A 25,661-nucleotide genomic window follows, 5' to 3' on the forward strand; every position below is an offset into this window, starting at 1 on the left:
AGTATGAATCCTTTCTTTCACGCTATTTCTGAGTGGACCGTTGCCATTGTCCACTCAGCCTATCGGCTTTTGGTTTATCAACTGTATTTCATCCTGTCGAATAGTTTACTCCTGATGCACTTGTTTTTTCTTCGATTGACTCTGAATAATATTGTCTTCTTTTGGGTACCCCTAGTATTTTTTATTGCAAGTCTGTCCGCTCAATTCGGCTTATTTAACAACCCAGAGCATTTATCGAATAGAAAGAACTATTCTCAGTACTATCGAGAATGCTTGAAGAAAAACTGGGGATTATATTTCTTGTATTCTCTGATTATTCTCTTGATTCTCTTTGGACTGAAAATACTGATATTATATCAACGATCTGTTATGTTTTTGCCATTTGTCCTTACGAGCTGTTTTTTATTAAGCAGTATGCTCTTTGTCTTACTGATCTCAAGCGATTCCCGCGTCACTCAAATCCCATTTAAGAAGAAAATAGAATGGTCATTGCTGATAAGCTACCGTTTGCCTTCAGTCACTGTTTATAATAGTGCATTTATTGGACTGTCGATCTTTTTGATGCAGTATTTTTCTTTGGCGTATCTTTGTTTTCTTAGTGGTGCAATCAATTACGGCGTGTATCGTAATTTGATTCGACGATTTTCACTTGATTTGTTTTTTGAGGAGTGGGGCAACAAGAGCGAACGGCTTGAAATGAATACTAATCAAAAACTGTAGCTTAATTTTAAAAAAAGAGGTGTTTCTATGAAAATAAAAAATCCTGTCTTATCCGGCTTTCACCCTGATCCGTCCATCATCCGAGTAGGAGATACGTACTATCTAGCTAATTCAACGTTCGAATGGTTCCCTGGGATTCGTTTGCACGAATCAAAAGACTTGGTCCATTGGAAACTGCTGGATGCTCCTCTCGATTCAGTAGAGATGCTAGACATGAAGGGAAATCCGTCGTCTGGTGGAATATGGGCACCAGACTTATCATATGCAGACAACAAATTTTGGTTGGTGTTTACCGACGTCAAAGTTGTGGATGGGGCATTTAAGGACATGACCAACTATTTGACTACCGCAACGAACATCCATGGACCGTGGACTACACCGATTCGATTGAATGGCGTTGGCTTTGATCCCTCTCTGTTTCATGATGAGGATGGCAGAAAATACCTCGTGCAACAGACGTGGGATCATCGAGAGTATAAAAATCCTTTCAATGGCATTACACTGACCGAATTTGATGTAGAAACCATGCAGTTGAAACCAGAAACTGCTCGAATGATTTATGAAGGAACGAATGTAGGATTAGTTGAAGGGCCGCATCTATACAAAATAAATGGGCGTTACTATTTATTTGTGGCAGAAGGTGGAACTGTCTTTACCCATCAAGAAGTCGTAGCTAGATCCTCTTCACTGGAAGCTGATTCGTTCGAAACCGATCCTCATGGTCCGTTTCTAACCAATTACGATACGCCTCATTCATACTTGCAAAAGCAAGGACATGGGGCACTTGTGTCTACTCCGTCAGGCGAATGGTACTATGCATCGCTATGTGCAAGACCCTTACATCGAGAAAACGAGTCGGTGACAAATCCTCGCGGATGGTCAACTTTAGGACGTGAGACCGCCATTCAAAAAGTTGAATGGGATTCTGAAGACTGGCCAAGAATCGTTGGTGGACATGGGGGACAAACAAGCGTGGAGGCACCTAAAGATGCAGTACCTACCGAAGTTTTGAGTAGCCGCTCTCATTATGATGACTTTAGTGAGAAGCAGCTAAATAAAAACTGGCAGACCCTTCGTGTACCAATTTCAGCAGAAATGGGCAATGTAGGCGATGGGAAACTAGAAATAATTGGAAAAGGAAGCTTAACAAATCGCCATGATCTTTCAATGATCGCACGCCGTTGGCAAACCTTTTATTTTGATACAATAACAAAAGTAAAATTTGATCCATTTTCTTACCAACAAATGGCAGGACTAACCAATTATTATAATGACCAACACTGGTCCTTCATTTTTATCACTTGGAATGAAGAAAATGGAAAAGTAATTGAAGTAGCTGAAAACAATCAAGGAACCTATACGTCCTACTTAAGAGAAAATGCGATTGCCATTCCAGATGATGTGGATTTTGTCTGGTTCAAAACAAAAGTCCGCAAGCAGACCTATAGATATGCCTACTCCTTTGATGGAGAAACATGGCAAGATTTACCAATCGAATTTGATTCTGCTATTCTCTCGGATGATTATGTATTACAAACTTGCGGCGGCTTCTTCACCGGAGCATTTGTCGGACTAGCAGCGGTTGATTATGCAGGCTATGACACAAAAGCTGTGTTTTGTGAATTTGATTATCGAGAGATGGATGAGGAAGGGCGCAGTTAATTATTATATTGATCTAGAGTAAACTCATTTTTTGTGAGTTTACTCTTTTTCGCTAATTTCTTTCAGTTGGCAGATGAAAAAGTGAATACCCTTAGGTGCTACACTTTTTTTTAATTTTGATTGGCGACCTTAGTTTTCCGATATTCCCCTAAAAAGCTCATCTAACAGCTCCTAACCTTATATACATTTACATATCTAACTCTTATCTTTTCGCTTTTAGTTAGTTAAAAAGCAAAAAATAAATGTGAATCCGAGCTATTTTTAAATAATTAACCAGATAATCTTCCGATTGGAACGATTAAATAGTGAATGATTGGTAGAAAAGAGATTAGAGGATGCGAGTTGTGATAAGTAAACTCATAAAAGAAGAATGCTAGAAAAGTAGAGAAAAAATAGGATTAATGAAATAATCGAGATCCTTATTTTATAACAATTTTCGAAAACCATAAATGAATTGAAGGAAGCTTAGTGTGGGTGAAAGAATAATTACAAAAAAATATTGACTTAAAAAAATGGCTATGGTAATCTATAAACGAAAATAGTGGGAACGTTTCCAAAAAAGTGACTTCGTTAAATTTTTATTTTTTTAAACAAAATGGAAACGTTTCTAAAATGTATTGGGAGGAGATTGAATTGGAAAAGACATTGGGACCAGGTGGTGAGATAAGGGCGGTACAACGGGATAACAAAAATATCTCGAAGTGGAAAAAATTAAAGAAACAGTTGCGGCGTGATAAGTGGATGTACTTTTTGCTCTTACCCGGTATCATCATGACGTTTATCTTTAAGTATGTGCCAATGTACGGTGCTGTGATTGCATTTAAAGACTATAATCCTATGCTAGGAATTTTGGAAAGTTCTTGGGTAGGACTAGATCACTTTAGGGAATTTATCAGTTCACCAAATTTTACACTTTTGCTGAGCAACACATTAAAAATTAGCATTTATGGTTTATTGTTAGGTTTTTTTCCACCAATTATTTTAGCACTGAGCTTGAATCAAATTATCAATAAAAAAATAAAACAGAAAATCCAGTTGATTCTATATGCGCCGAATTTTATCTCAGTAGTTATTATCGTGGGGATGCTGTTTTTGTTCCTATCCGCAAATGGACCTATTAATGGGTTAGTAGAAAAGGTTACGGGGCAACCAATTATGTTCATGTCTAATCCAGCTTATTTCAGAACGATTTATATTTTATCTGGAATTTGGCAAGGAATCGGCTGGTCATCCATTCTTTACACCGCAACACTGGCGGGAGTCAGTACCGATTTATATGAGGCAGCAAATATCGATGGGGCAAATATTTTACAAAAGATTTGGCATATCGATTTGCCTGCATTGAGGCCTGTGATGGTGATCAGCTTCATCTTGGCCGCCGGCGGTATTATGAATGTAGGATATGAAAAAGCCTACTTGATGCAAACTTCAATGAACATCCCTGCCTCAGAAATCATTTCCACTTATGTATACAAAGTCGGCTTGCAATCAGGTGATTATGCCTACTCTGCTGCTGTTGGTCTGTTCAATATGATTATTAATGTCGTTTTATTACTGATTGTCAACAATATAACCAAGCGGCTAAACGATGGTCAAGGCTTGTAATGAAAGGAGAAAATTATGAATAGTGCTTTATCAAAAATCGACCGTCAAATCTTATGGTTGAATCGAGTGATTGTAACTTTTTTAGTCGTCATTACCATTGTTCCGCTGATTTATGTACTGGTAGCTTCTTTTATGGACCCAGCTACTTTGATCAATAAAGGTATAAGCTTCAATCCGAAAGATTGGACAATACAAGGATATCAACGGGTATTTGCAGATGATTCCATTTTACGCGGTTTCGTAAATTCGTTGTTTTACTCTTTTAGCTTCAGCTTATTGACTGTATTTATTACGATGATCACTGCGTATCCTTTATCTCGACCTAACTTGGCTGGGAAAAAGATTATTATGACTTTTTTTGTCATTACAATGTTCGTTGGTGGCGGCTTGATACCTACCTATTTATTGGTAAAGAACTTGGGCATGTTAGATAGTGTATGGGCGATTATCATACCAGGTGCTATAAATGTGTGGAATATTATCTTAGCGCGTACCTATTTTAGTGCTTTGCCAAAAGAACTTTCTGAAGCTGCTACTATCGATGGCGCCAATGACTTGCAAATACTGTTCAAAGTCATGCTTCCATTAGCTAAACCAATTATGTTCGTATTGTTTTTATATGCCTTTGTTGGGCAATGGAACTCATATTTTGATGCCATGATCTATATCAAAGATCCCGACTTACAGCCGTTGCAACTCGTATTAAGAAATATTTTGATCCAAAACCAACCCTCACAAGACATGGTGGGAGCCAATACAGCCATGGCAGAAATGAAACAAATTGCTGAGTTGATCAAATACGCAACGATCGTCATTTCTAGTCTGCCATTAATCATAATGTATCCTTTCTTCCAAAAATATTTTGATAAAGGTGTTTTAGTTGGTTCTGTTAAAGGATAAGTATTGTTCACTATTTGTATGAATAAAAATTATAAAGGAGATTTTAAGATGAAAGCAAAATGGATGCTGCCAATCGTTTTTACTTCCGTACTAATTTTGGGGGCTTGTGGAGGCTCAAAAGAAAAGAGTACATCAAGCCCTGATTATGAACTAGAAAATGTCTCTTTTCCATTGAAAGAAAAAGTATCTTTAAAAATGATGTCTCAAAGTGCCCCTTTGGCTCCCAATGATCCTAATGACAAATTGATTTTCCAACGATTAGAAGAAGAGACCAATCTCCATATTGATTGGACAAACTACAGTAGTGATTTTGCCGAAAAAAGAAATTTGGATATCGCTAGTGGTGATTTACCAGATGCCATCTTCAACGCCGCTGCAGGTGACTATGATTTATTAAACTGGGCGGAAAGTGGTGTTATTGTACCGATTGAAGATTTGATCGAAGATTATATGCCAAATCTGAAGAAAATTTTTGATGAAAACCCCGAATACCGACAAATGTCTACTGCACCTGATGGTCACATTTACTCTATGCCTTGGATTGAAGAATTAGGCGAAGGAAAAGAGTCGATTCATACAGTAAATGGGATGGCTTGGATCAACAAGGAGTGGTTGGATAATTTAGGTCTTGAAATGCCGCAAACCACTGATCAGTTGATGACTGTGTTGGAGGCTTTCAAGACGCAAGATCCAAATGGTAATGGTGAAGCAGATGAAATTCCTTTTAGCTTTATTAACAATGGAGGAAACGAAGACTTAAAATTTTTAATGGGGGCATTCGGTCTAGGTGATAATGATGACCACTTAGTCGTTGATAACGATGGCCAGGTACAATTTACTGCTAACAAAGAAGGGTATAAAGAAGCCATCAAATATTTCAATGAAATGAATAATAAAGGTCTTATTGATAAAGAGGCTTTCGAACAAGATTGGAATACGTATGTTGCCAAAGGGAAAGAACATAAGTATGGCGTGTACTTTACTTGGGATAAAGCAAATATCACGGGTGCAGATGATAGTTATGACGTCTTGCCAGTCTTAGCGGGACCAGATGGAACGAAACACGTTACTCGTACGAATGGCATGGGTTTCTCAAGAGATCGTTTCGTAATTACTAGTGCGAATAAAAACTTGGAACTTACAGCTAGGTGGATAGATAAAATGTATGAACCGTTACAGTCTGTCCAAAATAACTGGGGAACCTACGGTGATGAAGCACAGGCGAATATTTTTGAATTAAAGGATGGTATGTTAAAACATTTGCCTTTAGAGGGGACAGCACCGGGGGAACTAAGACAAAAAACCGAAGCTGGAGGACCATTAGCAGTTCTTGATTCTTATTACGGCACAGTCACGACTATGCCAGATGATGCGAAGTGGCGTTTAGATTTGATGCATGACACGTATTTGCCATATATTACAGAAGACAATATCTATCCACGTGTCTTTTTAGAAAAAGAAGAAACAGATCGATTAGCAAAAATCGAAACGGATATGTGGGATTACATCTATCGCAAAAGAGCAGAGTGGATCACCGGCGGTAAAATCGATGAAGAATGGGAAGAATACCTTGCTGAATTGGAACGTGTAGGTTTGGAAGAATGGATTCAAATAAAACAAACTGGCTATGATAATTTTTTGAAGGGAGCACAATAAGTGTTAGTAGAAGAAACGGCGATTTTGGATAAAGCAAATCGATTTATTGAAATGATGCGAGGAAAAGTTAACCCTCAGTATCGACAAAACTATCATTTTTCCGCACCCATCGGGTGGATAAATGACCCCAATGGGTTTATATATTACAAAGGGCATTACCATCTCTTCTATCAATACTATCCTTACGATAGTCGATGGGGGCCCATGCATTGGGGACATGCGCGCAGTAGTGATTTGGTCCATTGGGAAGATCTACCAGTAGCGTTAGCCCCAGATCAACCTTATGACAGCGGCGGGTGTTTTTCAGGAAGTGCAATTGAAAGAGACGGAAAACTATATTTATTTTATACAGGCTGTCAAGAAATTGATGGTATTAGCCATCAGCATCAATGTTTGGCGGTCTCTGAAGATGGTATTCATTTTAGCAAATACAGTGGTAATCCTGTGGTAGCAGATAAACAATTAGGTGAAAATGGGTTGATACAAGAATTTCGTGACCCTAAAGTAATTGTTCACAACGATGCTTACTATATGGTAGTAGCTACTAAATCTACACAGTCTACTGGTAGAATAGTGATGTTTCAATCATCAGACTTGTATACTTGGCACTTTTACTCTGTGTTACTAGAAGGGACTTCAGAGCAAGGAATAATGTGGGAATGTCCTGATTTATTCCATTTAGACGGACGAGATGTCTTAATCATGTCACCGATACAAATCAAGAAGAACGGACTGGAATATCATAATATCAGTTCTACCATGGCTTGTATTGGTGAGGTAGACTGGGAAACAGGTCAGATGATAGTTGATAATTTCCATGAAATGGATTTTGGAATGGATTTTTATGCACCACAAACAACAACAGATCCTAATGGCGGACGGGTGATGATTGCTTGGATGCAGATGTGGGATCGTACATTGCCTACACATGAGTTAGGCCATCTTTGGGCAGGCTCTATGAGTTTGCCCCGAGAGTTAAGAGTGAAAAAAAATCGATTGGTACAAAAACCCATCTCAACTGTATATAGTCATTTAGTTTATCAACAAGGCAGTGAAAATATCGCAGTGACTGACACATCAGTCGTATTTCGAAACGCACTGTCGGATTCTTCATATTTACATCTAGTCGCAGATTTGGAGAAAGCAGAAGTTTTTACAATTGAATTACTGCGGTCTAAGACGGATTGTCTCAAACTAGCCTATGACACTGCTACACAGGTTTTTGAATTGGATCGTCAGAAACTAGGAAGAGAGCTTACAGGGGCGGAAGAAGACCCTCTGAATGTCCGAAAAGTTGAAGTACCTTTGATTGATAATCAGCTCGTTCTTGAGATTTTTAGAGATACCTCATCAGTTGAAGTCTTTATTAATGGGTTAGAAGTTATGACGGCTACTTTCTATGAGCTGGAAAAAGCTCGAGATATCTTGTTTCATTCGATTGGAGAAAGTCGTATTCAAGCTTTTGAAACAGCGAGTGTGAAATAAATGTTTGATTGCTTAGGCGATGTATCAATTATTTAATAGGTTTTGAAGGATAATGTTTTTAGAAAAGAACAGATAGCTAGATTTCCCATGGTTTTGCTATTAGTATTTTGAAAAAATTAGTAATTTATGACAAAATTCATTATACTAAACTTGTGCAGAAATGTGAGGGATCAACTATGAAAGCAACAATGAAAGATGTCGCAAAATTAGCAGGTGTCGGAGTAGGAACTGTTTCCCGGGTATTGAATAACGGTTCTGTTAAAGCTTCTACTAGAGAAAAAGTTGAAGCAGCAATGACAGAGTTAAACTATCAGCCAGATTTTTATGCCCGGGGGTTAAAGATGAAGCATACGAACACGGTTGCTTTGATTCTACCCACTGTATGGCATCCATTTTTTGGCGAATTTGCCTACCATGTAGAAACAGCATTAGAAAGACAAAACTACAAGCTTTATTTGTGTAACTCCAGTGGGAATAGTGAAAAAGAACAAGAATATATCCAGATGGTCAGTCAAAATAAAGTAGACGGCATCATTGGAATTACTTATTCAGATATCGATGAATACATTTCGAGTAATCTGCCTTTTGTTAGTATTGACCGTTATTTCACTGAAGAGGTGATTTATGTGACCGCTGACAATGCGGCCGGTGGACGTTTGGCTGCAAATGAACTTTATCGCCGAGGATGTCAGAATGTAGCATATATCGGTGGGTACCAAGAAACACCGAATGAAACGAAGAGTCGTCGAAAATATTTTGAGATTGAGTGCCGTCAATTGGGGATTTCCTATAAAGCGTTAGATATGTTAGAACCTTTAGACCATCTCTCAGAACGTGTAACAAATTTTTTGTTAGAGAATCCCGATATCGATGGTATTTTTACGATCAACGATCCAATGGCATTAGCTGTCATTGATATGCTTGAAAAAATAGGGAAAAACGTACCAGAGGATGTCCAAGTTATCGGATTTGATGGTCAAAAGATGACAGAAGGAGATCCTTATCTAGTCTCAACGATTGCCCAACCTACAAAGCAAATGGCGGAAGTGGCAGTGGCAAAATTAATTGCTGTCATTAATGGAGAGACAGTAGAAAAACGTACCGTATTGCCGATTAAATTTGGCGAAGGTGGCACAACGAAACCTTTAGTGAGAAACGATTTTGCTTAGTGCAAATACGTTTCTTTTTTTGAAAATGAGTGAATGAAAGGTGTAGATAAAATGTTATATGGTGGAATAGAAGCTGGTGGAACAAAGTTTGTCTGTGGGATTGGTAATGAACAATTACAAGTGATAGAACGGAAAAGCTTTCCAACCACAACACCAGAAGAAACGATGAAGCAAGTGTTTGATTTCTTTGATAAGTACAAAGGAAATATCGCATCAATTGGTGTAGGAGCATTTGGGCCTATTGATATTCAAATCGAATCAAGAACTTACGGATATATCACCAACACTCCGAAGGTAGCTTGGCAAAATTATCATTTTGTAGGAGCTTTGGAAAACGCCTTGTCGGTTCCCATCTATTGGACTACCGATGTAAATGCTGCTTGTTATGGAGAATATATGGCAGGTTATGGAAAAGGTAAAAATAGTGTTCTGTATTACACCGTTGGTACTGGTGTTGGTGGTGGTGCTGTAGTCGATGGAAAAATAGTCGCAGGTTTCAGTCATCCTGAAATGGGACATATGCTCTTACAACGTCATAATGAAGATCAATTTGAAGGGATCTGTCCTTTTCATCATGATTGTTTGGAAGGGTTAGCCTCAGGACCCGCGATTGAAAAACGCTTTGGAAGAAAAGCCCAAACCATTTCATTTGATCATCCTTATTGGGCGATTGAGGCAGATTATCTTGCTCAGTGTGTGTATAACACAACTTTACTATATGCACCGGAAGTAATAATTTTAGGTGGGGGTGTAATGAAACAGCCACAACTACTCGAGTTGATTCGCCAAGCGTTTAAAGAAAAAATGGGTTCCTATGTGGATACCCCTACTCTCGAAGAATACCTACTAACTCCAATGCTTGCTGACGATGCAGGTTTGATCGGCTGCTTAGCTTTAGCAATAAAGAAGTTGGAACAATAGCAGCATGTTAAAGAACGTGTGAGAGAGTTTTTATAGCAGTTAGGATAGATAAAAAGGTTAACTAAAATGTGAGCTAGAAAAAAGGATGGCTAATAATAGATGTTCATATGTATCTTTTTCGTAATCGAATGTTGCGAATAAGAATTTTTTCTTTCGTTCTATACTATTGTCTAGTTGCCTCAAATTGCTTCTTAATGCTTGGGTTTTGTTTTATCATAGATATTCAGTATAGAAATACACGATGTGAAAATCTATTATTCTTCTCGGTAGTTTATTGCTTCTAGTTGGGATGATTGCGTAGAAACTTAACGTCAGTTAAAGCGCGTCACGAATAGTAGTAACGAGAACTAATGAGACATTAGAATGTTATAAGAAACCCGTCAGAAGAGTCTGCCTGACGGGTTTTATAATTATTAGAAGGCTTGCTATTCCTCACAGCTCCGCAATCTTCCGTACGGTATTGATGGTCCGAATCGTAATCTGTTTACCGACGCTGGTGCCGGCTGTTTTTTTCCACCAATTGGTTTTTTGATAGTCTTTGCGGATGTAGGACCAGAAGACGACGTCTTTGTAAGGGAAAACCTGTTCAAGGTCGGCATTTGGAGCCCCGAGTTTTTCAGATAACACCTCGTAGGTCAGTGAAGGCATCAAAAAGATCAGGTTGTCATAGATGGTTTTATCTTCCGTTCCTGACCAGTCAGGTATATGGGTCAAGCGTTCCTGCAGCTCTGTTTGGCGAATGATATAAATAGCGATATCAAAGGAAAAGTCGTGTTTGACCATTGCTTTAATCATTTCGGCAAGGGCTTGTGGATCATACCCTTCACTGGAAAAAATCACATTGCCGCTATTCAAATAAGTGACCACATCTCTAAACCCTAGTTCTTCAAAACCGGCTTTCAATTCTTTCATAGAAATTTTGTTCTTTCCACCGACATTGATGCCTCTTAATAAAGCGATGTATCGTTGCATGGCTAGACCCTCCTTTAAAACGCTTCTTTTAGCTGATTATAGAATGGATGGAGCGGAAGCACAATCCTGGCTTCTCAGCTACCCAAAATACGTGAGCGAGAAGCGATTAATGCAAGCTTATTGGTGGAGTGGCTGTGGCGTACGTATTTTTGCACTGCTGATTAGTAAAAACGAAGAAACAGCCTATAGATGGTAATACCCCTCACAAATTTGCTAAAGCAAGCGAATTTGTGAGGGGCACTTAAAGTTGTTTTCTCTATTTCTGGTTTCATTGTTAATCCACCGCAATCTTCACAGACACTGTCTGTACGGGGACATCATAAAAGGGATCTTCTCGTCGGCCTAAAAAGTCTTGGGCTTGCTGAGGGAAGAGGGCGTACATCAGCACGTCTTCTTCGCTTTTGGCATACTCAGCGATTTCTTCCTTGAAGGCTGGCAATTGCGGTGCCAGTAGATCAGCTGGTCTGACAGTGATCACTTCAGCATCTCCGATAATTGTTTCTTTGATTTCGTCGCTGATGGGTGCTGGCGATTGTCCATAAAGTCCTTTGACGTAATCTTTGATCTCACTTGGGACAAGTTTGTAGCGTTCTCCTGAAATCACATTCATCAAGGCTTGAGTGCCGACCATTTGCGACAATGGGGTCACTAGCGGTGGATAGCCCAAGTCCGCTCTGACTTTTGGTACTTCTGCTAGGACTTCTTCATACTTGTCTTGCAATCCTTGTTCCGTCAATTGGCTGAGTAGGTTCGACAACATGCCGCCAGGTACTTGATAGATCAAGGTTTTGGGTTCGATGTCTTTGACTTTTGGATTCAGCAGCCCTTCTTCACGGAAACGATCACGAACGGGATTGAAATGTTCTGCAATCTCAGCGACTTTCTGCAAATCAAGTCCAGTAGCAAAGCCGCAATCTTCTAAGGCGATCGCCACAGATTCGGTCGCTGGCTGACTGGTGCCGCCAGCAAAAGAGGAGATGGCAGTATCAATGATGTCTGCGCCAGCTTCCGCAACTTTCAAGTAAGTCATCTCAGCAATGCCGCTGGTGGCATGGGTATGGACTTCCAGCGGCAGATCGACCGCGTCTTTGATTCGGCTGACCAACTCGTAGCCGGTTTGCGGCGTCAAAACGCCTGCCATATCTTTGATACAGATAGAATCTGCGCCGAGGTCTGCCATTTTGTTGGCAAGGTCAACGAAGTAATCCACGGTATGGATCTGGCTAGTAGTATAAGAGATCGCCGTTTGACAGTGTCCACCGGCTGCTTTTGTGGCACGGATGGCAGTTTCCAAATTGCGGACATCATTTAAAGCATCAAACAAACGAAGAATGTCGATGCCGTTTTCGACCGATTTGGTCACAAAGTCAGCAACGACGTCATCGGCATAGTTTTTGTAGCCTAAGAGATTTTGTCCCCGTAAGAGCATTTGCAGTTTGGTCTTTTTCACTTCTTTGCGGATTGCGCGCAATCTTTCCCATGGGTCTTCATTTAAAAAACGCAGGCAAGCATCGAAGGTCGCGCCGCCCCACATTTCAAGGGCATGATAGCCTGCTTGATCCATGGTTTTTAAAATCGGCAGCATATCGCTGGTAGGCATTCGCGTGGCGATCAGACTTTGTTGGCCGTCCCGCAAGACGGTTTCGGTAAATTGGATTTTTTTCATTCTTTCACTCTTTCCTGAATGATTTTACGGATCTGCTGCTGCATGTCTGCTACGCTATGGGTTCTAGAACGGCCACAAACTTTGGCGTCTTGTTCACAGATGTAGCAGCTTCTTGCAGGCAGTCCAATTTCGGTGCGGCTGATAGGTAAAAGCTGGTCTTGGGTTTTGGTTAAGACATCCAGATCCACCAACCGGCCGTAAGGATGATTGGTCTCAATCTGAACCATCATTCGTTTTAGTTCATAAGGATCTGTGGGCAGTACGAGATAATATTCTGGTCCGGTCTCCAAACTGCGGTAGAGGTTTGCCAGTGGAATTAGTTCCTTGACGACCTCTTCGATTTCCGTAATGAGTTCTTCAAAAACTGCGGTCAATGGGGCAGAATTTTTCACGGGACCAGGAATATTCATGGTGGCAACAAGTAATGCCGCTTTTTCATCTGCAGCGAGAAGCTCCCGTTGAAGGGAGCTTCTATTTTCTCGCGCCTGCAGCATGTCGGTTAGCGTCACAGGGGTTCCTGAAAATAGGGCATCAGACATTTTTGACCACATCAATGATCGTGCCATCGCGGTATTCGATCAAAGCGACGGTTTTTTCCCCGTACTTGATTGGTTCGGGTTGACCCACGATACTGTAGGCTTTTTCTTTTAGCTCTTCAATGGTGTATTGGGGAATATCCAATGCTTCAAAATGGCTGATCAGGTCTTTGCGAGCAGGATTGATGGCGATCCCGATTTCTGTGACAACGACATCAATGCTGGCGCCTGGCGTGACGATCGTGTTGACGGTATCGACGATCGTTGGGATCCGTCCCCGCACGAGAGGAGCGATCACTAAGCTCATTTTGCACGCCATACTGGTATCTGAGTGGCCGCCAGAAGCACCGCGGATCACACCGTCAGAACCGGTGATGACATTGATGTTGAAATTCGTGTCGACTTCCAATGCGGAAAGAATGGCGGTATCCAATTGATTGATAAACGCCCCTTTGCTTAACGGTGAGGCATACATATTGGCATCGATCTCGTAATGATTGGCGTTTTTCCCTAGCGATTGTGCGGAAGGATGATCGAAGTCTTGGACATCGATCAGTTTTTCCACTAATCCTTCTTCTAACAGTTCCACCATGGCATTGGTAATGCCGCCAAGGGCAAAGCTAGCTTTGATCTCATCTTTGATCATTGCTTCGCGTAAAAAACGAGAAACAGCTAATGCGGCACCACCTGTTCCAGTTTGGAAGGAGAAGCCTTGTTGGTAATAAGGCGAGCTGGTGATGACCTTGGCTGCATACTCAGCAATCAGCAATTCTTTTGGATTTTTGGTAAAGCGGGTCGCGCCTTTTGCGATCCCTGCAGGATCACCGATGGCGTCGACTTCCACGACATAATCGACATCCGTTTGGGGAATGCTGATTGGGGTATTTGGAAACGGCACAAGGGTGTCGGTGATGATCACGACTTGGTCGGCGTATTTTGCATCGACCATCGCATAGCCCAATGAGCCGCAGGTTGCTTTTCCTACAGTACCATTAGCATTGCCATACGCATCTGAGCTAGGCGCTCCTAAGAAAGCGACATCGATGTGGATATCGCCGGCGGCAATCGCACGAGCCCGACCGCCATGAGAACGGATAATGACTGGGGCATCCATAATGCCTTCGGAGATTGCGGCACCGACTTTGTCCCGCAGACCGCTGGAGGTGATATTGGTCACGACCCCAGATTTGATATGTCCGATCAATGGTTCATGGACATTGGCGATGGAACTAGGGGCAATCGCAAGATTCTTGATGCCCATTTTTGCGATCTCGTCCAAAACGAGATTCATGATAAAGTCCCCTTCGCGAAAATGATGGTGGAAGGAGATCGTCATGCCGTCCGTTAGCCCTGTTTTTTCAATGGCTTCACGAATACTGCCCACGACCTTGCTCTTGCCTGGCAGGACTGGCTCGATCTTGCGACTCGCTTCTTTGTAGGCATGGATATTGGCTGTTTCATTTTCAAAGACCCCGTATTGGTTGGCATAGCATTCAGGGATGTCTTTTCCTGCTTTGTTTAACACCATAATTACACTTCCTCCTCGGTAATCAATTTCGCTGCTTTGGCAAGGGCGATCACGCGTTCCGCTCGCTCAACGATTGGTTTATCGACCATTTTGCCATTCAAGGAGATAACACCAGAGCCTTTGCTTTCGGCTTCGCGAATGGCCCAGATCACTTCTTTGGCCTGTTGGATCTCGGCTTTTGAAGGCGCATAGATCCCATTGACTAGGGGAATCTGCCGTGGATTGATCACTGATTTTCCGTCAAAACCAAGTTGCTTGATGCGAGTCGTTTCAGCAATAAAGCCATCTGTGTCATTGATATCAGAAAAGACGGTATCGATAGCGGCGATCCCCGCAGCTCTAGCTGCATGCAAGATCATACTGCGGGCAAACAACAATTCTTGCCCATCTGGGTAGCGACGGGTTTTCATATTGGTGACATAATCTTCTGCCCCTAAAGCGATCCCGATCAAACGATCGGAAGCTGTAGCGATGTCTCGGGCATTTAAAACGCCTTCGGCAGACTCGATGGCAGCCATCATTTTGGTGGTTCCTACAGGCAGATCGTTTTCTTCTTCTACTTGTGTGATCACAGCGGCAACGTCAATGATGTCTTGGGCGGTTTCGGTTTTCGGTAGACGAATGACGTTGACCCCCGCTAGGACCATCGCTTCGATATCAAGGGCACCCACCGTGTCGAGGCCGTTGATGCGTACGACGGTTTCGATGGCAGAATAGTCAAAGGTTTTTAAGGCAAAATGCACCAGTGTCCGAGCGGAGTCTTTTTCATTCAAGGAGACCGCATCTTCTAAATCAAACATAACGGAATCGGCGCCATACAATGGTGCATCCCGTAGCATGGCAGCATTGGCTCCTGGTACAAACATCATCGTTCTTCTTAAACGTTCCATGTGTCGATCTCCTTCCAAGCATACTGTTCTTGTTCGGCGGCCCGATGAACGGCGGTCAGAGTTCGGGCTTTGATGGTACAGTCCAATGCGCCTTTATCGGTGGCAGTGATTTTGGCCTGTGTCACGCCTAGATGGTTCAGCGTCTCAAGGATGACGGCGCGAATTTGTTTGCCGAATTGTTTTTCGACACTGCTATCGAGGGTCAGCTCGATGGTTTGGGTTGTGGTAGGCTCGATCGCGATTAAGATATCACTGGATTCAACAGAGCCAGCAACCGCACTTTTTTTGATTTCCACTTATTATCACCTCTAAATATAGTTATGCTGCATTAAAAATGAGAACGTTGTTTCTGGTAAAAATTGCTGCAAGGAAAGTAAATCTTTTTCTGCAATCGCTTTCCGGACTTTTGTAGCCGAAACGGTTGATTGGTTGATCTTCAGACGGTCGATCACGATCAGTTCAAGCTCGGGTGAAAAAACGGCAGCCATTGCCTCGTTGTAGAGTTGGGTCACGGGCGAGTAAGGCTCTGAGCCTACAAAACGCGTAGTGATCGTCAACAGCGGGGCAATTTTTTCTTTGAAGAGGGTTGCATCAAAGGCGGCTTGTTTTTTGGCGATCGCCTCAGGTGCTTGCTCTTTCAAGAAATAACTGGGAAAGACCGCCGAAGAGACGAGATAGTTGTTGGTCGTCAGCACCGTTACATTTGGCAGATGAGCCACACCATCCGTCACCATCTGCAGCCGTTCGCTGGCAGAAAATTGCGAGCGGTCTTCTGATAAAACGAACACATAAACCTGTTCTTTTTGACTCGCAGCCGTTTCGACTAAGTACAAATGTCCTTTAGTAAAAGGATTAGCGTTCATGACGATCGCGCCGTTGTTTTGTCCAATTCGCTGCCGTTGCAGCTGTTGGGCATAGCTTTCAAAAGAAGGAACGCCTTGTTCCATGAACAAGATGTCTTGTGCTGCCAGCACTTCACGAAACCCGAGGGATTCAAAAAACAGGCGGTTTTTCGGTGCTGTATAGACGAAGGACTTGGTGAAGCCTTCGTCTTTGATATGATCGCTAAGGTGCGAAATCAATTGCGTCAACAGCTGTTCGGAGCGTCTTTTTTCACAGACCACTACATACTTGATGATATTGGTATAGCAAGAAGCAGTAGCAATCAAGGTTTGCTGGTCAAAAATGCCAACGGTATAGGCTACCTCTTCACCGACGGCTAAGCCAGCACGGGTGATCAATTTTTGCCATTGCAAAAAGACTTCTGGATCTTTTTGCAGCCAGATTCTTTTCAGGGTATACATACAATGCCTTCTTTATTTTTTTACTGGGAAGAGCTTCGACAAAAGCAAGGATGCGAAGTAGATGATCAGGATCACGACAAAGACGCCGCCCCAACCGAATAACAACAATTCAAATGAAGTCAGTAAATCTTGACTCATAGTTTTCCTCTCCTTTCTAGTGACCTAAGCAATCAGTGCCAGCAGTAAGCCACCGGCGATGACCGAAGCAATCTGTCCTGAAACGTTGGCACCGGCTGCATGCATCAAAATAAAGTTTTGCGGATCTTCATCTGTCGCCATTTTTTGGATGACCCGACTAGACATTGGAAACGCAGAGATACCAGCGGCACCGATCATTGGATTGATTTTTTCTTTACGGAACAAGTTCAGCACTTTCGCAAACAACACGCCGCCGACCGAGTCCATCACGAAGGCAACCAGCCCTAAACCAATAACCATCAATGTATCGACTTGTAAGAATTCTTCATATTGCATTTTCACAGAAATTGATAAACCTAGGAGGATACTAATGATATTCACTAGTTCATTTTGAGCAGTGATGGACAAACGATCCAAGACACCACATTCCCGCAAGAGATTCCCGAACATCAAAAATCCAACCAGTGGCAATGAAACAGGCGCAATCAACCCTGCTACGATCGAGATCACGATCGGGAACAAAATTTTGGCCGTTTGCGAAACTTCGCCGGCACGATACGACATACGAATTTTTCGTTCATGCTTGGTCGTCACTGCTTTGATGGCAACCGGTTGAATGATCGGTACTAGCGCCATGTAAGAGTAAGCTGCTACCATGATCGCACCCATATATTTCGAGTTCAGCGTATTTGCGACAAAAATCGAAGTCGGACCGTCAGCAGCGCCGATGATCCCGATGGAAGCTGCGTCGTTTAAATCAAAACCAAGCAACACGGCAACGATGATCGTAAAGAAGATCCCGAATTGCGCAGCAGCGCCAAACAACAAAAGAAATGGATTTTGCAGCAAGGGACCAAAATCGATCATCGCGCCAATCCCGATAAACAAAAGCAAGGGGAACAATTCAGTTGAGATCCCCATATCAAACAATACTTGGAACGGGCCAGCTTCTCCGCCAGCACTTAACACACCTGAGTTCGGGAAGTTCACTAACAACGTGCCCAATCCCATGGGTACTAATAAGGTCGGTTCATATTCTTTCTTGATCCCCAAATACATTAATAGACCACCGATGAACATCATAACGATCCGTCCCGGCTCCGATCCTAACCCGACTACACCTTCAATTAACGTTTCCACTACGTCACTTCCTTTTCAATAAATTAGCCGATCGTAATCAGCAGTTCTCCTGGGTTGACCATGTCGCCCGCATTGACTGCAATCGCAACCACGGTTCCTGCTTTTGGTGCCACGATCTCATTTTCCATCTTCATGGCTTCTAAAATCATCAACGACTGATTTTCTTGTACAGTATCACCTACATTGACCAAGAGACGTAAAATCGTTCCCGGCATCGGAGAATGAATCGGCTCGCCATCAGCAGGAAGCGTAGCTGGCGCTGGCTGCGGTGCTACTTCTGGTTCTGGTGTGCTGACTGCCTCTGGTTGAGCAGGTACCGCTGCGGGAGCCGGTGTTGGCACTGCTGGGGCAGGAGCGATAGGTTGCGGCGCACCGATTTCTTCCATTTCGACAAGGTATTCTTGCCCATCGATCGCTATTTTAAATTTACGTAACATGTTTTTCCCTCACTTGTTTTCATTTTTTTTGGCTATTTTTTTGATTGTGAACTGAGAATCAGGCAGCTCTCCTGCGGCAATACTGGCAGCAATCAGGGCGACTCGCCTAAAATCAGGATTACGCTTCTCAATTCTTCGAATGACAAACTGACTTTCAGGGTAACATTCAGCCCCTAGTGCGGCGGCTATCAGACTGACTAATGGATAATCTTCTGCAGGCGCTGGCTGATAGCTCGACACTTCTTGCCAATCAGACGCGGGTGGATCCGTTATCATTTCCTGTGGCTTCAAAGGGGAGCTGACAGCCGCATCAGGTTCATCATGCGTTTTTTTGAACAATCTTTTAATAAGATTCATGGGTTTCTCCTTTCTCAATGATTCGTTCCCTTTCATTATAGAAACTCCCGTTCAATCAGCGAGATTTATTTCGGCTAAAAATTGTTTTTTCAGTGTTCCTTTTTTTAAAAAAGAGCGAAAAACCGAGATAAACGTTGATTTATCAAGGTTTTTATTGCGTTAATATTCTGTTAAGAACTTTTTAAACGAAAAATAAGATTTGAAAAGAGAAATTGTTTTTTTGCTGTTCTTTTTTTAAACGGGTCTTTTTTTCTATTTCTTGATTGTTTATTCTTAGACGTGTAAAGCATTCAATAACATTATTTCCTTTAATAAAAGAAAAAGATTCACAAACTAGTGACGCTTGTCGCTAACAAATTACGGGCCTGTAATTTTTTTAAAATGTTTTTTGATAACGCTTACACATTTCGATGCATGAAAGGAAGAAGAAAATGTTCTTAACGATTTTATCCTATGCTATGATTATTGTCTTCATGTTCGTCATCATGAAGAAAAAAATGTCACCCTTTACATCCTTAGTAATTATCCCATTACTATTTACCCTCGTTGCGATGGTTGCTGGTGTTTCAGAAAAAGGCAATATCGGTGATTTTGTCCTTGAGGGAATCTCCACCACAGCCAACACAGGGATCATGTTGCTGTTTGCGATTTTGTACTTTTCGATTATGTTGGATGCGGGATTGTTTGATCCAATCACGAAAAAAATGATTTATTTTGCTAAAGGCGATCCGATGAAAGTCTTGATGGCAACGGCAGTCGTTGCCGCTGCAGTCTCTTTGAACGGTGATGGAACGACCACGACCTTGATCTGTTGTTCTGCGTTTATTCCCATCTATAAGAAGTTGAATATGAAAATGATGAACCTTGGTGTCTTGATCATTTTGCAAAATACCATCATGAACTTGTTGCCATGGGGCGGACCAACTGCTCGGGCAATGGCCGTGCTGGAAGTCGATGCGGATATTCTTTCTTATCTGCTGCCAGGAATGATCTTGTCTTTGCTCTATGTGGTTTTCTTTGTGGCTCGCAGAATGGGGATCCAAGAACGGAAACGTTTAGGGGTTACCGAGCTGACGAATGATGAGATTTTAGAAATGACAACTGTGACTGATCCTGATACATTAGCGATCCGCCGTCCGAAAAACTTTGTCTTCAACGGTATCTTAACAATCGTCTTGATTGGCTGGTTAGTAGCAAGCTCCTTTATCTCTAGTATCGCTTTACCGCCAATCTTGTTATTCCTTGTAGGTACGTGTATTGCATTGATGGTCAACTACCCAATCTTGAAAGACCAGTCGTCACGGATCGGTGCCAACGGCGGCGACGCTGTGCAAGTCGTAATTTTAGTTTTTGCAGCAGGCGTCTTCATGGGCTTGTTCCAAGGCTCAGGGATGGCAACGGCTTTGGCGAATAGCTTCACGCAAATCATCCCTAAACAATTGGCTGGTTTCTGGGGATTAGTCATTGCCCTGATTTCTGCACCTGGGACCTTCTTTATTTCCAATGACGGATTTTACTTTGGGGTCCTGCCAGTCTTAGCAGAAGCAGGTCGTTCGTATGGTTTTACCAATATGCAGATGGCCTTGGCGTCCTTAATGGGCCAAGCGTTCCACTTGTTAAGTCCATTGGTTGCCTTCATCTACTTGCTGTTGCGCTTGACGGGCTTAGATATGGGGCAATGGCAAAAAGAAGCGGCGAAATACGCACTGGGGATTTTCGTGATCTTCGTCGTTACGATCGTGCTATTAGGTCACATGCCGTTTTATATTCCACAGTAATTTCATACAGAAACTATCGAGCAGGCTGCCATTTTGCTCGGTAGTTTTCCTTGTTTATCGATAAACTTATTTTTTTCCAAAAATCTCATTTGTTTTTAGTATGATAGGAGTAAATCATGAATCCAATTATTGATGCAGTAAATAAAAATCTGGATCTGACCAAAAATAAACCATTAAAAGATTTGATCTATGAAGCATTCAAAAAAACCATCATTTTAGGAGATATTCCCGCAGGCTCTCGCATCAATGAGAAAGAATTTTCCGATACGCTAAATATCAGCCGAACCCCGATTCGTTACGCCATGACTCAGCTCGTGGCTGAAAAACTGGTGGAGCATGTGCCAAAAATCGGCATCGTCGTAAAAGGGATCAGTATCAAAGATGCTTATGAGATTTACGATATCCGCAAATCATTGGATACGTTAGCGACCATCAAAGCGATGGACTTGATGACTGAGGAAGATTTCCAGGAGATGCGCTGCTTGTTAGAACATGGCGAACAGCTGAATCGTGAGGATGATGTGGATGGGGTCTTGAAAAACTTTTCGGACTTCAATGCGTTTATTTACGAAAAAAGTCAAATGCTGCGGTTAAAAAGTATCGTGCTAGATCTGCAAGCGTACCTCGTGTATTTTCGTGACATTGCGATTCGCTCTTCTAGAAGAAGGGATGCGGCATTGGCGGAACATTGGCTGATTTATCGCGGCATGAGAACCAATGACACGGAACAGATCACGTTGTTGACCCATGAACATTTGGATCACTCCCTGCAATTTATTCTTGCTGAAATGGAGCGAAGAAAAATTGACTGATTCCCGTCTTTTTATCGCCAGCAGCTATGCAGTCAATGCGCTGCATTATGAGGTAGCGTTAGCACCCAAGCCTGGTTTAGTAGATCCTTGCTCCTCTGGTGCGCATCAGGACATGAATGTGTTTACCTTTATCAACAGTATCACTTGTTTGGCGCCTTTTTTTCAGCGCTATAGCCAAGCGGGCTTTGCCCATACAGGCTCGCTGATCCAGCTGTTTGACCAGTTACGTGGGATCGGTCAAGAAGCAGAAACAGCGATGCTTCGGGCAACCAAAGGCATCAATACCCACAAAGGGGCGAACTTTTCCTTTGCAGTTTTGTTGGGGGCGACAGGAGTCTATTATCAACAAAATGGCAAGGCGGAGCTGATGGCTGAAGATACCAATCAGATCCTGCAGCTTGCCGCTGATATCTGCCAGCATTTGGTCAAGCAAGACCTGCAGCAAATCACCCACAAAGACCAATTGTCTTATGGGGAAAAAAATTATTTGACCTACGGCACGATGGGGATTCGTGGAGAAGCTGCAGCTGGGTATCCAACGGTCAAAAAACTGCTGGAGTACTTGCGGCAGCAACCGCAAAAAACCTCCGTTTCCTTGTTGCGCGGGTTAGTCTATCTAATGAGTGAAACCGAAGACAGCAACCTCGTCCATCGAGGAGGTTACGAGGCGATGAAGACGGTACAGCAGGAGATGCAAAAAATTCACCAAGCCAATCTGTCAGATACAGACTTGCTTCGTGAATTAACGATCTATGATCAAGTATTGATTGCACGCCATTTGAGTCCCGGCGGCTCGGCGGATCTTTTAGCCTTGGCGCTTTATTTCTTGCAGCTAGAAGGCGTCTCCTTCTGGTAAAAAGGTATAGCCGATCCCCCAAACGGTTTTTAAAAAGCGGGCGTGCTTCGGCTCATCTTCAATTTTGTTTCGCAGATGATTGATAAAAACCATCACGGTATTGGCATCGAATTGGCCATCTTGCCAGACATTGCTGTAAATCTGTTCTTTCGAGAACACTTGATCTGGATTTTCCATGAAAAAGCGCATCAGCATGATTTCTTTTGAAGACAACTTGATGGGCTGATCATTTTTGAAAAACTGATAGCGTTTTTGGTCAAAACGAAACATGCCGCTGCACAGATCGCCTTCCGGTTTGGCGATCCCTTTTTCTCGCAGCACGTTGCGGCGATCAAGAATCGAAACGATTTGTGCTTTTAAGAGTGCCGGTGAAAAAGGCTTCGTAATGTAGTGATCGGCGCCAATCTCATAGCCGTTGATCATGTCTTTTTCGTCACTTTTTCCGCTCAAAAAAACGATCGGCACCGTGGGGTTTTCTTCCCGAATCAGTTGTGCCAAATGATAGCCGTCATTTTCATGCTCTAAACTGATATCCAGTAAAAAAAGATCAAAGCTGACACGAAAGTTGATCGCAATCGTTTTTTCAACGGAATCGGTCTGGTAGATCAAAATACCCGTCGACTGTAAAGATTTCCAAATCAGCCGCCGAATGGCAGGGTCATCATCAACGATTAAAATTTTTTCATCTCGCAAAATATCCGCCTCCTGTATCAATAGTATTATAGTAAATATGAAAGGGGTTTACAATGAAACCGCCATCAAAGTTTTGGCTGTATTTAAGTGTGGTCGCTACCTTATTCATTACACTGATTGGACTTATTTTTACCTTTACAAGTTATAAAAGCGCACAAAGACAAGCTGAAACCGTCGGGTTGCGGCAGTTGGAAACGGTCAATCAAGCGGCGATCAAGCTGATCAGCCGCAGTATCGAATCGTACCACATGGCTCTTACCAATTATGCCGATGACCACCTCGAAGGCGCCGCCTTGGCTGATTTGCAGCGCCCCTTAACGTTACCAGTGATCAATTCTGCGAACAATGCCATGGTCGGATTGTTTTTGATCGACCAACAAGGTCAGGTCATCGCCCAAAATACCGCAACGGCGGTCAATAAACCAGAAGACCCGCCGGTGCAAGAATTGTTATTCAAAGACCCATCCTTAGACAAAGTATTGGCAGGACGGCAGGTACAAAATGGGCAAGTCTATTTTGATGGCAAGCAGGCCTATCTAAATGTGTATCAGTCCTTAACCCTTGACGACAAAGAAGCGATTCTTGTGATGCCTTTGAATCTACAGCGCATGTACCATCATGAATTTACCACCGATCGCAATGTCTCCGGCTATACGATGGTCAAAAACGCCGAGATGCGGATCGTTATGCACCCATCGGACGAACAAATTGGTTTTTCCATCGTTGAAAGCCGCAAAAAAGAATTTCCAGAGCTGGATTTCACCGATCTTGAGCGCTTGGAGCAAGAACAAATCGACAATGAAGCAGGCACCTCCGTCTATTATTCTTATTGGTGGAACGAAGAAACACTGCAAAAAGTGCTGAAATTGGCTGCTTATCAATGGATCACCATCGGCGACAGTCGGCTGATCGTCGCTAGCAATGCCGATTTTTTGGAGCAAAGCGGTCTCTTTTTACAAGACAACTTAATTTTGATCGGCCTACTAGGTTTGTTGTTTGTCATTATGATTTTATTGACGATCCTGATCAAAAACTACATGAAACGCAATCAAGCCTATGTCGAAAACCAAGCATTGAAAGAACGACAACGGCTGTTAAAAGAAAAGCACGAGATCGAAAAAAACATTTTGCAAGAATCAAAACTGGAAACCATTGGCTTATTAACGACCTCGATCGTCCATGACCTAAACAACTTTTTGACGCCCATGATTGGTCATCTACAATTACTGATCGAGGAAAACCAACACGATGAAGTCTTGGTGGAGGACTTGCAAGAAGTCTGCAAAGCAGCAGAAAAAGGCAAAGAGTTATCTAGCAATGTGCTGCGTTTTTCGAAACTCGAAAGTGCCGATAAAACTGTGCAGTCGATCGCTACTACCTTGACAGAAGCCATCGATACTATGCGTGCGCTGCTGCCAAAAGCCTTTTCCCTTACGTATGATATCCAAGAAGTAGGATATGCCGTCTACGAGAAGATCGATCTGCAAGTCATCATTTACAATTTGTTGATGAATGTGTACCAAGCAAATGCCGATTGCAGCATTCGCTTGAGCCGCACTTCGACAGAAAGCGCCACCTTTCTGTTTCGTAAGCAAGCTTTCTCCGCGCAACAGGAGTTTGCTTTGATCGAAATCGCCGACAACGGTTCCGGCATACCAGAAGCGATCCAAGAAAAAATCTTTACCCGCTTTTTCACGACCAAGAGTGCCACTGGCGGTACTGGTCTAGGACTCTTCACTGTCTCTTCGATCGTGGAAAAAAACGATTGGCTGATTGATGTTACAAGTACACCTAAAGGAACCACCTTTTATATTGGTATCCCTCTAACTGATCCCGAAAAAGCCGCTGAAACCAACTGATCCAATGGGATGGTTTCAGTGGTCTTTTTCCTGGGTATGTTGGAAGGCATTGATTTTTTGCAGGACTAGCAAGACGAGTACCAAAACAAAGATCGCTAAAGCAAAAAATAGGGCATCGTTCGCCATACCTTGCGTCAACAATAACTCGCGCAAAATCGCAGTAATGCTGATCAGAATCAAGTAACGGACGGGAATGTGATGTCCATCCTTCATATACCGCAGCAACATCAAAATGATTTCTAATAAAATGAATAACGTGGCAATTTCTTCAATCAAAAAGGACAGGTGAGGCGCTTCACTTAAGGGAAAGAGCGTCGTGCTGATCATAAAAATCGCTTTTCCCATAAAAATCAAGATGACAACGACTAAGATCGCCAACATGCTATCAATGCAAATACTGATCACTCGCTCGAACATTCGGGTCAATTTTTCCATTCGCCACTCCATTTCTGCTTTTTCTTTTATTATACAAAAGAAGGCGTAGGACAAAGGGAAAAGAACAGAGAAAGAACAATCGCGGCCATATCTTTTTGACCGCAAGCTTAACGGTCCTTCTATGGGCATGTCTTTTGTGATA

Annotated in this window: 25 protein-coding genes; 12 read left to right on the top strand and 13 right to left on the bottom strand. The window is 42.5% G+C overall.

What is annotated here, in order from left to right; translation table 11 throughout:
• The first annotated feature begins 3 nt into the window (after positions 1–3).
• From IGJ15_RS00130 to IGJ15_RS00165, 8 genes are all read left to right on the top strand, one after another.
• The gene (locus IGJ15_RS00130) at positions 4–720 is read left to right on the top strand and encodes a hypothetical protein (protein WP_010748891.1); all 717 of its coding nucleotides are present in this window, start codon (positions 4–6) and stop codon (positions 718–720) included.
• Between the two features lie 27 nt (positions 721–747).
• Positions 748–2,382, top strand: coding sequence for a glycoside hydrolase family 43 protein (locus IGJ15_RS00135; RefSeq protein ID WP_194186130.1), 1,635 nt, complete (start codon positions 748–750; stop codon positions 2,380–2,382).
• Positions 2,383–2,994: 612 nt separating this feature from the next.
• Positions 2,995–3,987: an ABC transporter permease gene (locus IGJ15_RS00140; protein ID WP_010748893.1), complete on the top strand. Its 993-nt coding sequence runs from the start codon at positions 2,995–2,997 to the stop codon at positions 3,985–3,987.
• A gap of 15 nt (positions 3,988–4,002) precedes the next feature.
• Entirely contained in the window at positions 4,003–4,887 is an 885-nt protein-coding gene (locus IGJ15_RS00145; protein ID WP_010748894.1) for a carbohydrate ABC transporter permease, read from the top strand.
• Between the two features lie 48 nt (positions 4,888–4,935).
• Positions 4,936–6,543, top strand: coding sequence for an ABC transporter substrate-binding protein (locus IGJ15_RS00150; RefSeq protein ID WP_002323465.1), 1,608 nt, complete (start codon positions 4,936–4,938; stop codon positions 6,541–6,543).
• Positions 6,544–8,028 carry a glycoside hydrolase family 32 protein gene (locus IGJ15_RS00155; protein WP_010748895.1) on the top strand — a complete coding sequence of 495 codons (1,485 nt, stop codon included), beginning with the start codon at positions 6,544–6,546 and terminating at the stop codon, positions 8,026–8,028.
• Between the two features lie 176 nt (positions 8,029–8,204).
• Positions 8,205–9,197 carry a LacI family DNA-binding transcriptional regulator gene (locus IGJ15_RS00160; RefSeq protein ID WP_010748896.1) on the top strand — a complete coding sequence of 331 codons (993 nt, stop codon included), beginning with the start codon at positions 8,205–8,207 and terminating at the stop codon, positions 9,195–9,197.
• Positions 9,198–9,248: 51 nt separating this feature from the next.
• Positions 9,249–10,118: an ROK family protein gene (locus IGJ15_RS00165; protein WP_010748897.1), complete on the top strand. Its 870-nt coding sequence runs from the start codon at positions 9,249–9,251 to the stop codon at positions 10,116–10,118.
• Positions 10,119–10,550: 432 nt separating this feature from the next.
• Here IGJ15_RS00165 and IGJ15_RS00170 read toward each other — a convergent pair whose 3' ends face one another.
• The 11 genes from IGJ15_RS00170 to IGJ15_RS00220 all read right to left on the bottom strand — a co-directional run bounded on the left by IGJ15_RS00170 (position 10,551) and on the right by IGJ15_RS00220 (position 19,086).
• Complete coding sequence (locus IGJ15_RS00170; RefSeq protein ID WP_010748898.1) at positions 10,551–11,090, bottom strand: DUF1697 domain-containing protein; 540 nt, start codon at positions 11,088–11,090, stop codon at positions 10,551–10,553.
• A gap of 274 nt (positions 11,091–11,364) precedes the next feature.
• On the bottom strand, positions 11,365–12,756 hold the full coding sequence (locus IGJ15_RS00175; RefSeq protein WP_010748899.1) for an oxaloacetate decarboxylase subunit alpha: 1,392 nt from the start codon (positions 12,754–12,756) through the stop codon (positions 11,365–11,367).
• Positions 12,753–13,295 carry a citrate lyase holo-[acyl-carrier protein] synthase gene (gene citX, locus IGJ15_RS00180; RefSeq protein WP_017144445.1) on the bottom strand — a complete coding sequence of 181 codons (543 nt, stop codon included), beginning with the start codon at positions 13,293–13,295 and terminating at the stop codon, positions 12,753–12,755. Before citX ends, IGJ15_RS00175 begins: the two co-directional genes overlap by 4 nt.
• Positions 13,288–14,820 carry a citrate lyase subunit alpha gene (citF, locus tag IGJ15_RS00185; RefSeq protein WP_010748901.1) on the bottom strand — a complete coding sequence of 511 codons (1,533 nt, stop codon included), beginning with the start codon at positions 14,818–14,820 and terminating at the stop codon, positions 13,288–13,290. Before citF ends, citX begins: the two co-directional genes overlap by 8 nt.
• A gap of 2 nt (positions 14,821–14,822) precedes the next feature.
• The gene (gene citE / locus IGJ15_RS00190; protein ID WP_005230463.1) at positions 14,823–15,710 is read right to left on the bottom strand and encodes a citrate (pro-3S)-lyase subunit beta; all 888 of its coding nucleotides are present in this window, start codon (positions 15,708–15,710) and stop codon (positions 14,823–14,825) included.
• On the bottom strand, positions 15,698–16,006 hold the full coding sequence (gene citD, locus IGJ15_RS00195) for a citrate lyase acyl carrier protein (protein ID WP_005230465.1): 309 nt from the start codon (positions 16,004–16,006) through the stop codon (positions 15,698–15,700). The genes citE and citD overlap by 13 nt, the downstream gene beginning before the upstream one ends.
• 12 nt (positions 16,007–16,018) lie before the next feature.
• Positions 16,019–17,014: a [citrate (pro-3S)-lyase] ligase gene (citC, locus tag IGJ15_RS00200; RefSeq protein WP_010748902.1), complete on the bottom strand. Its 996-nt coding sequence runs from the start codon at positions 17,012–17,014 to the stop codon at positions 16,019–16,021.
• A gap of 12 nt (positions 17,015–17,026) precedes the next feature.
• Positions 17,027–17,152 (bottom strand): OadG-related small transporter subunit, encoded by a 126-nt coding sequence (locus tag IGJ15_RS00205; protein ID WP_008381833.1) that lies wholly within the window; start codon positions 17,150–17,152, stop codon positions 17,027–17,029.
• Between the two features lie 24 nt (positions 17,153–17,176).
• Complete coding sequence (locus IGJ15_RS00210; protein ID WP_010748903.1) at positions 17,177–18,292, bottom strand: sodium ion-translocating decarboxylase subunit beta; 1,116 nt, start codon at positions 18,290–18,292, stop codon at positions 17,177–17,179.
• Between the two features lie 23 nt (positions 18,293–18,315).
• Positions 18,316–18,729, bottom strand: a complete 414-nt coding sequence (locus tag IGJ15_RS00215; protein ID WP_430599231.1) for an acetyl-CoA carboxylase biotin carboxyl carrier protein subunit — start codon at positions 18,727–18,729, stop codon at positions 18,316–18,318.
• A gap of 9 nt (positions 18,730–18,738) precedes the next feature.
• The gene (locus tag IGJ15_RS00220; RefSeq protein WP_010748905.1) at positions 18,739–19,086 is read right to left on the bottom strand and encodes a hypothetical protein; all 348 of its coding nucleotides are present in this window, start codon (positions 19,084–19,086) and stop codon (positions 18,739–18,741) included.
• Positions 19,087–19,517: 431 nt separating this feature from the next.
• Here IGJ15_RS00220 and IGJ15_RS00225 point away from each other — a divergent pair, with 431 nt between their 5' ends.
• The 3 genes from IGJ15_RS00225 to citG all read left to right on the top strand — a co-directional run bounded on the left by IGJ15_RS00225 (position 19,518) and on the right by citG (position 22,532).
• Entirely contained in the window at positions 19,518–20,864 is a 1,347-nt protein-coding gene (locus IGJ15_RS00225) for a CitMHS family transporter (protein ID WP_010748906.1), read from the top strand.
• A 116-nt stretch (positions 20,865–20,980) separates the two neighbouring features.
• Positions 20,981–21,676 carry a GntR family transcriptional regulator gene (locus IGJ15_RS00230; RefSeq protein WP_005230494.1) on the top strand — a complete coding sequence of 232 codons (696 nt, stop codon included), beginning with the start codon at positions 20,981–20,983 and terminating at the stop codon, positions 21,674–21,676.
• Positions 21,669–22,532: a triphosphoribosyl-dephospho-CoA synthase CitG gene (gene citG, locus IGJ15_RS00235; protein ID WP_010748907.1), complete on the top strand. Its 864-nt coding sequence runs from the start codon at positions 21,669–21,671 to the stop codon at positions 22,530–22,532. The genes IGJ15_RS00230 and citG overlap by 8 nt, the downstream gene beginning before the upstream one ends.
• Here citG and IGJ15_RS00240 read toward each other — a convergent pair.
• Complete coding sequence (locus IGJ15_RS00240; RefSeq protein ID WP_010748908.1) at positions 22,509–23,225, bottom strand: response regulator transcription factor; 717 nt, start codon at positions 23,223–23,225, stop codon at positions 22,509–22,511. The two genes, citG and IGJ15_RS00240, sit on opposite strands and share 24 nt — an antisense overlap.
• 53 nt (positions 23,226–23,278) lie before the next feature.
• Here IGJ15_RS00240 and IGJ15_RS00245 point away from each other — a divergent pair, with 53 nt between their 5' ends.
• Positions 23,279–25,084: a sensor histidine kinase gene (locus tag IGJ15_RS00245; RefSeq protein ID WP_231434796.1), complete on the top strand. Its 1,806-nt coding sequence runs from the start codon at positions 23,279–23,281 to the stop codon at positions 25,082–25,084.
• Positions 25,085–25,099: 15 nt separating this feature from the next.
• Here IGJ15_RS00245 and IGJ15_RS00250 read toward each other — a convergent pair whose 3' ends face one another.
• Positions 25,100–25,519, bottom strand: a complete 420-nt coding sequence (locus IGJ15_RS00250; RefSeq protein ID WP_430599232.1) for a phosphate-starvation-inducible PsiE family protein — start codon at positions 25,517–25,519, stop codon at positions 25,100–25,102.
• Positions 25,520–25,661 lie beyond the last annotated feature (142 nt).

The sequence above is a fragment of the Enterococcus sp. AZ079 genome (genome assembly GCF_050547255.1).
Taxonomy (GTDB): Bacteria; Bacillota; Bacilli; order Lactobacillales; family Enterococcaceae; genus Enterococcus_D; species Enterococcus_D casseliflavus.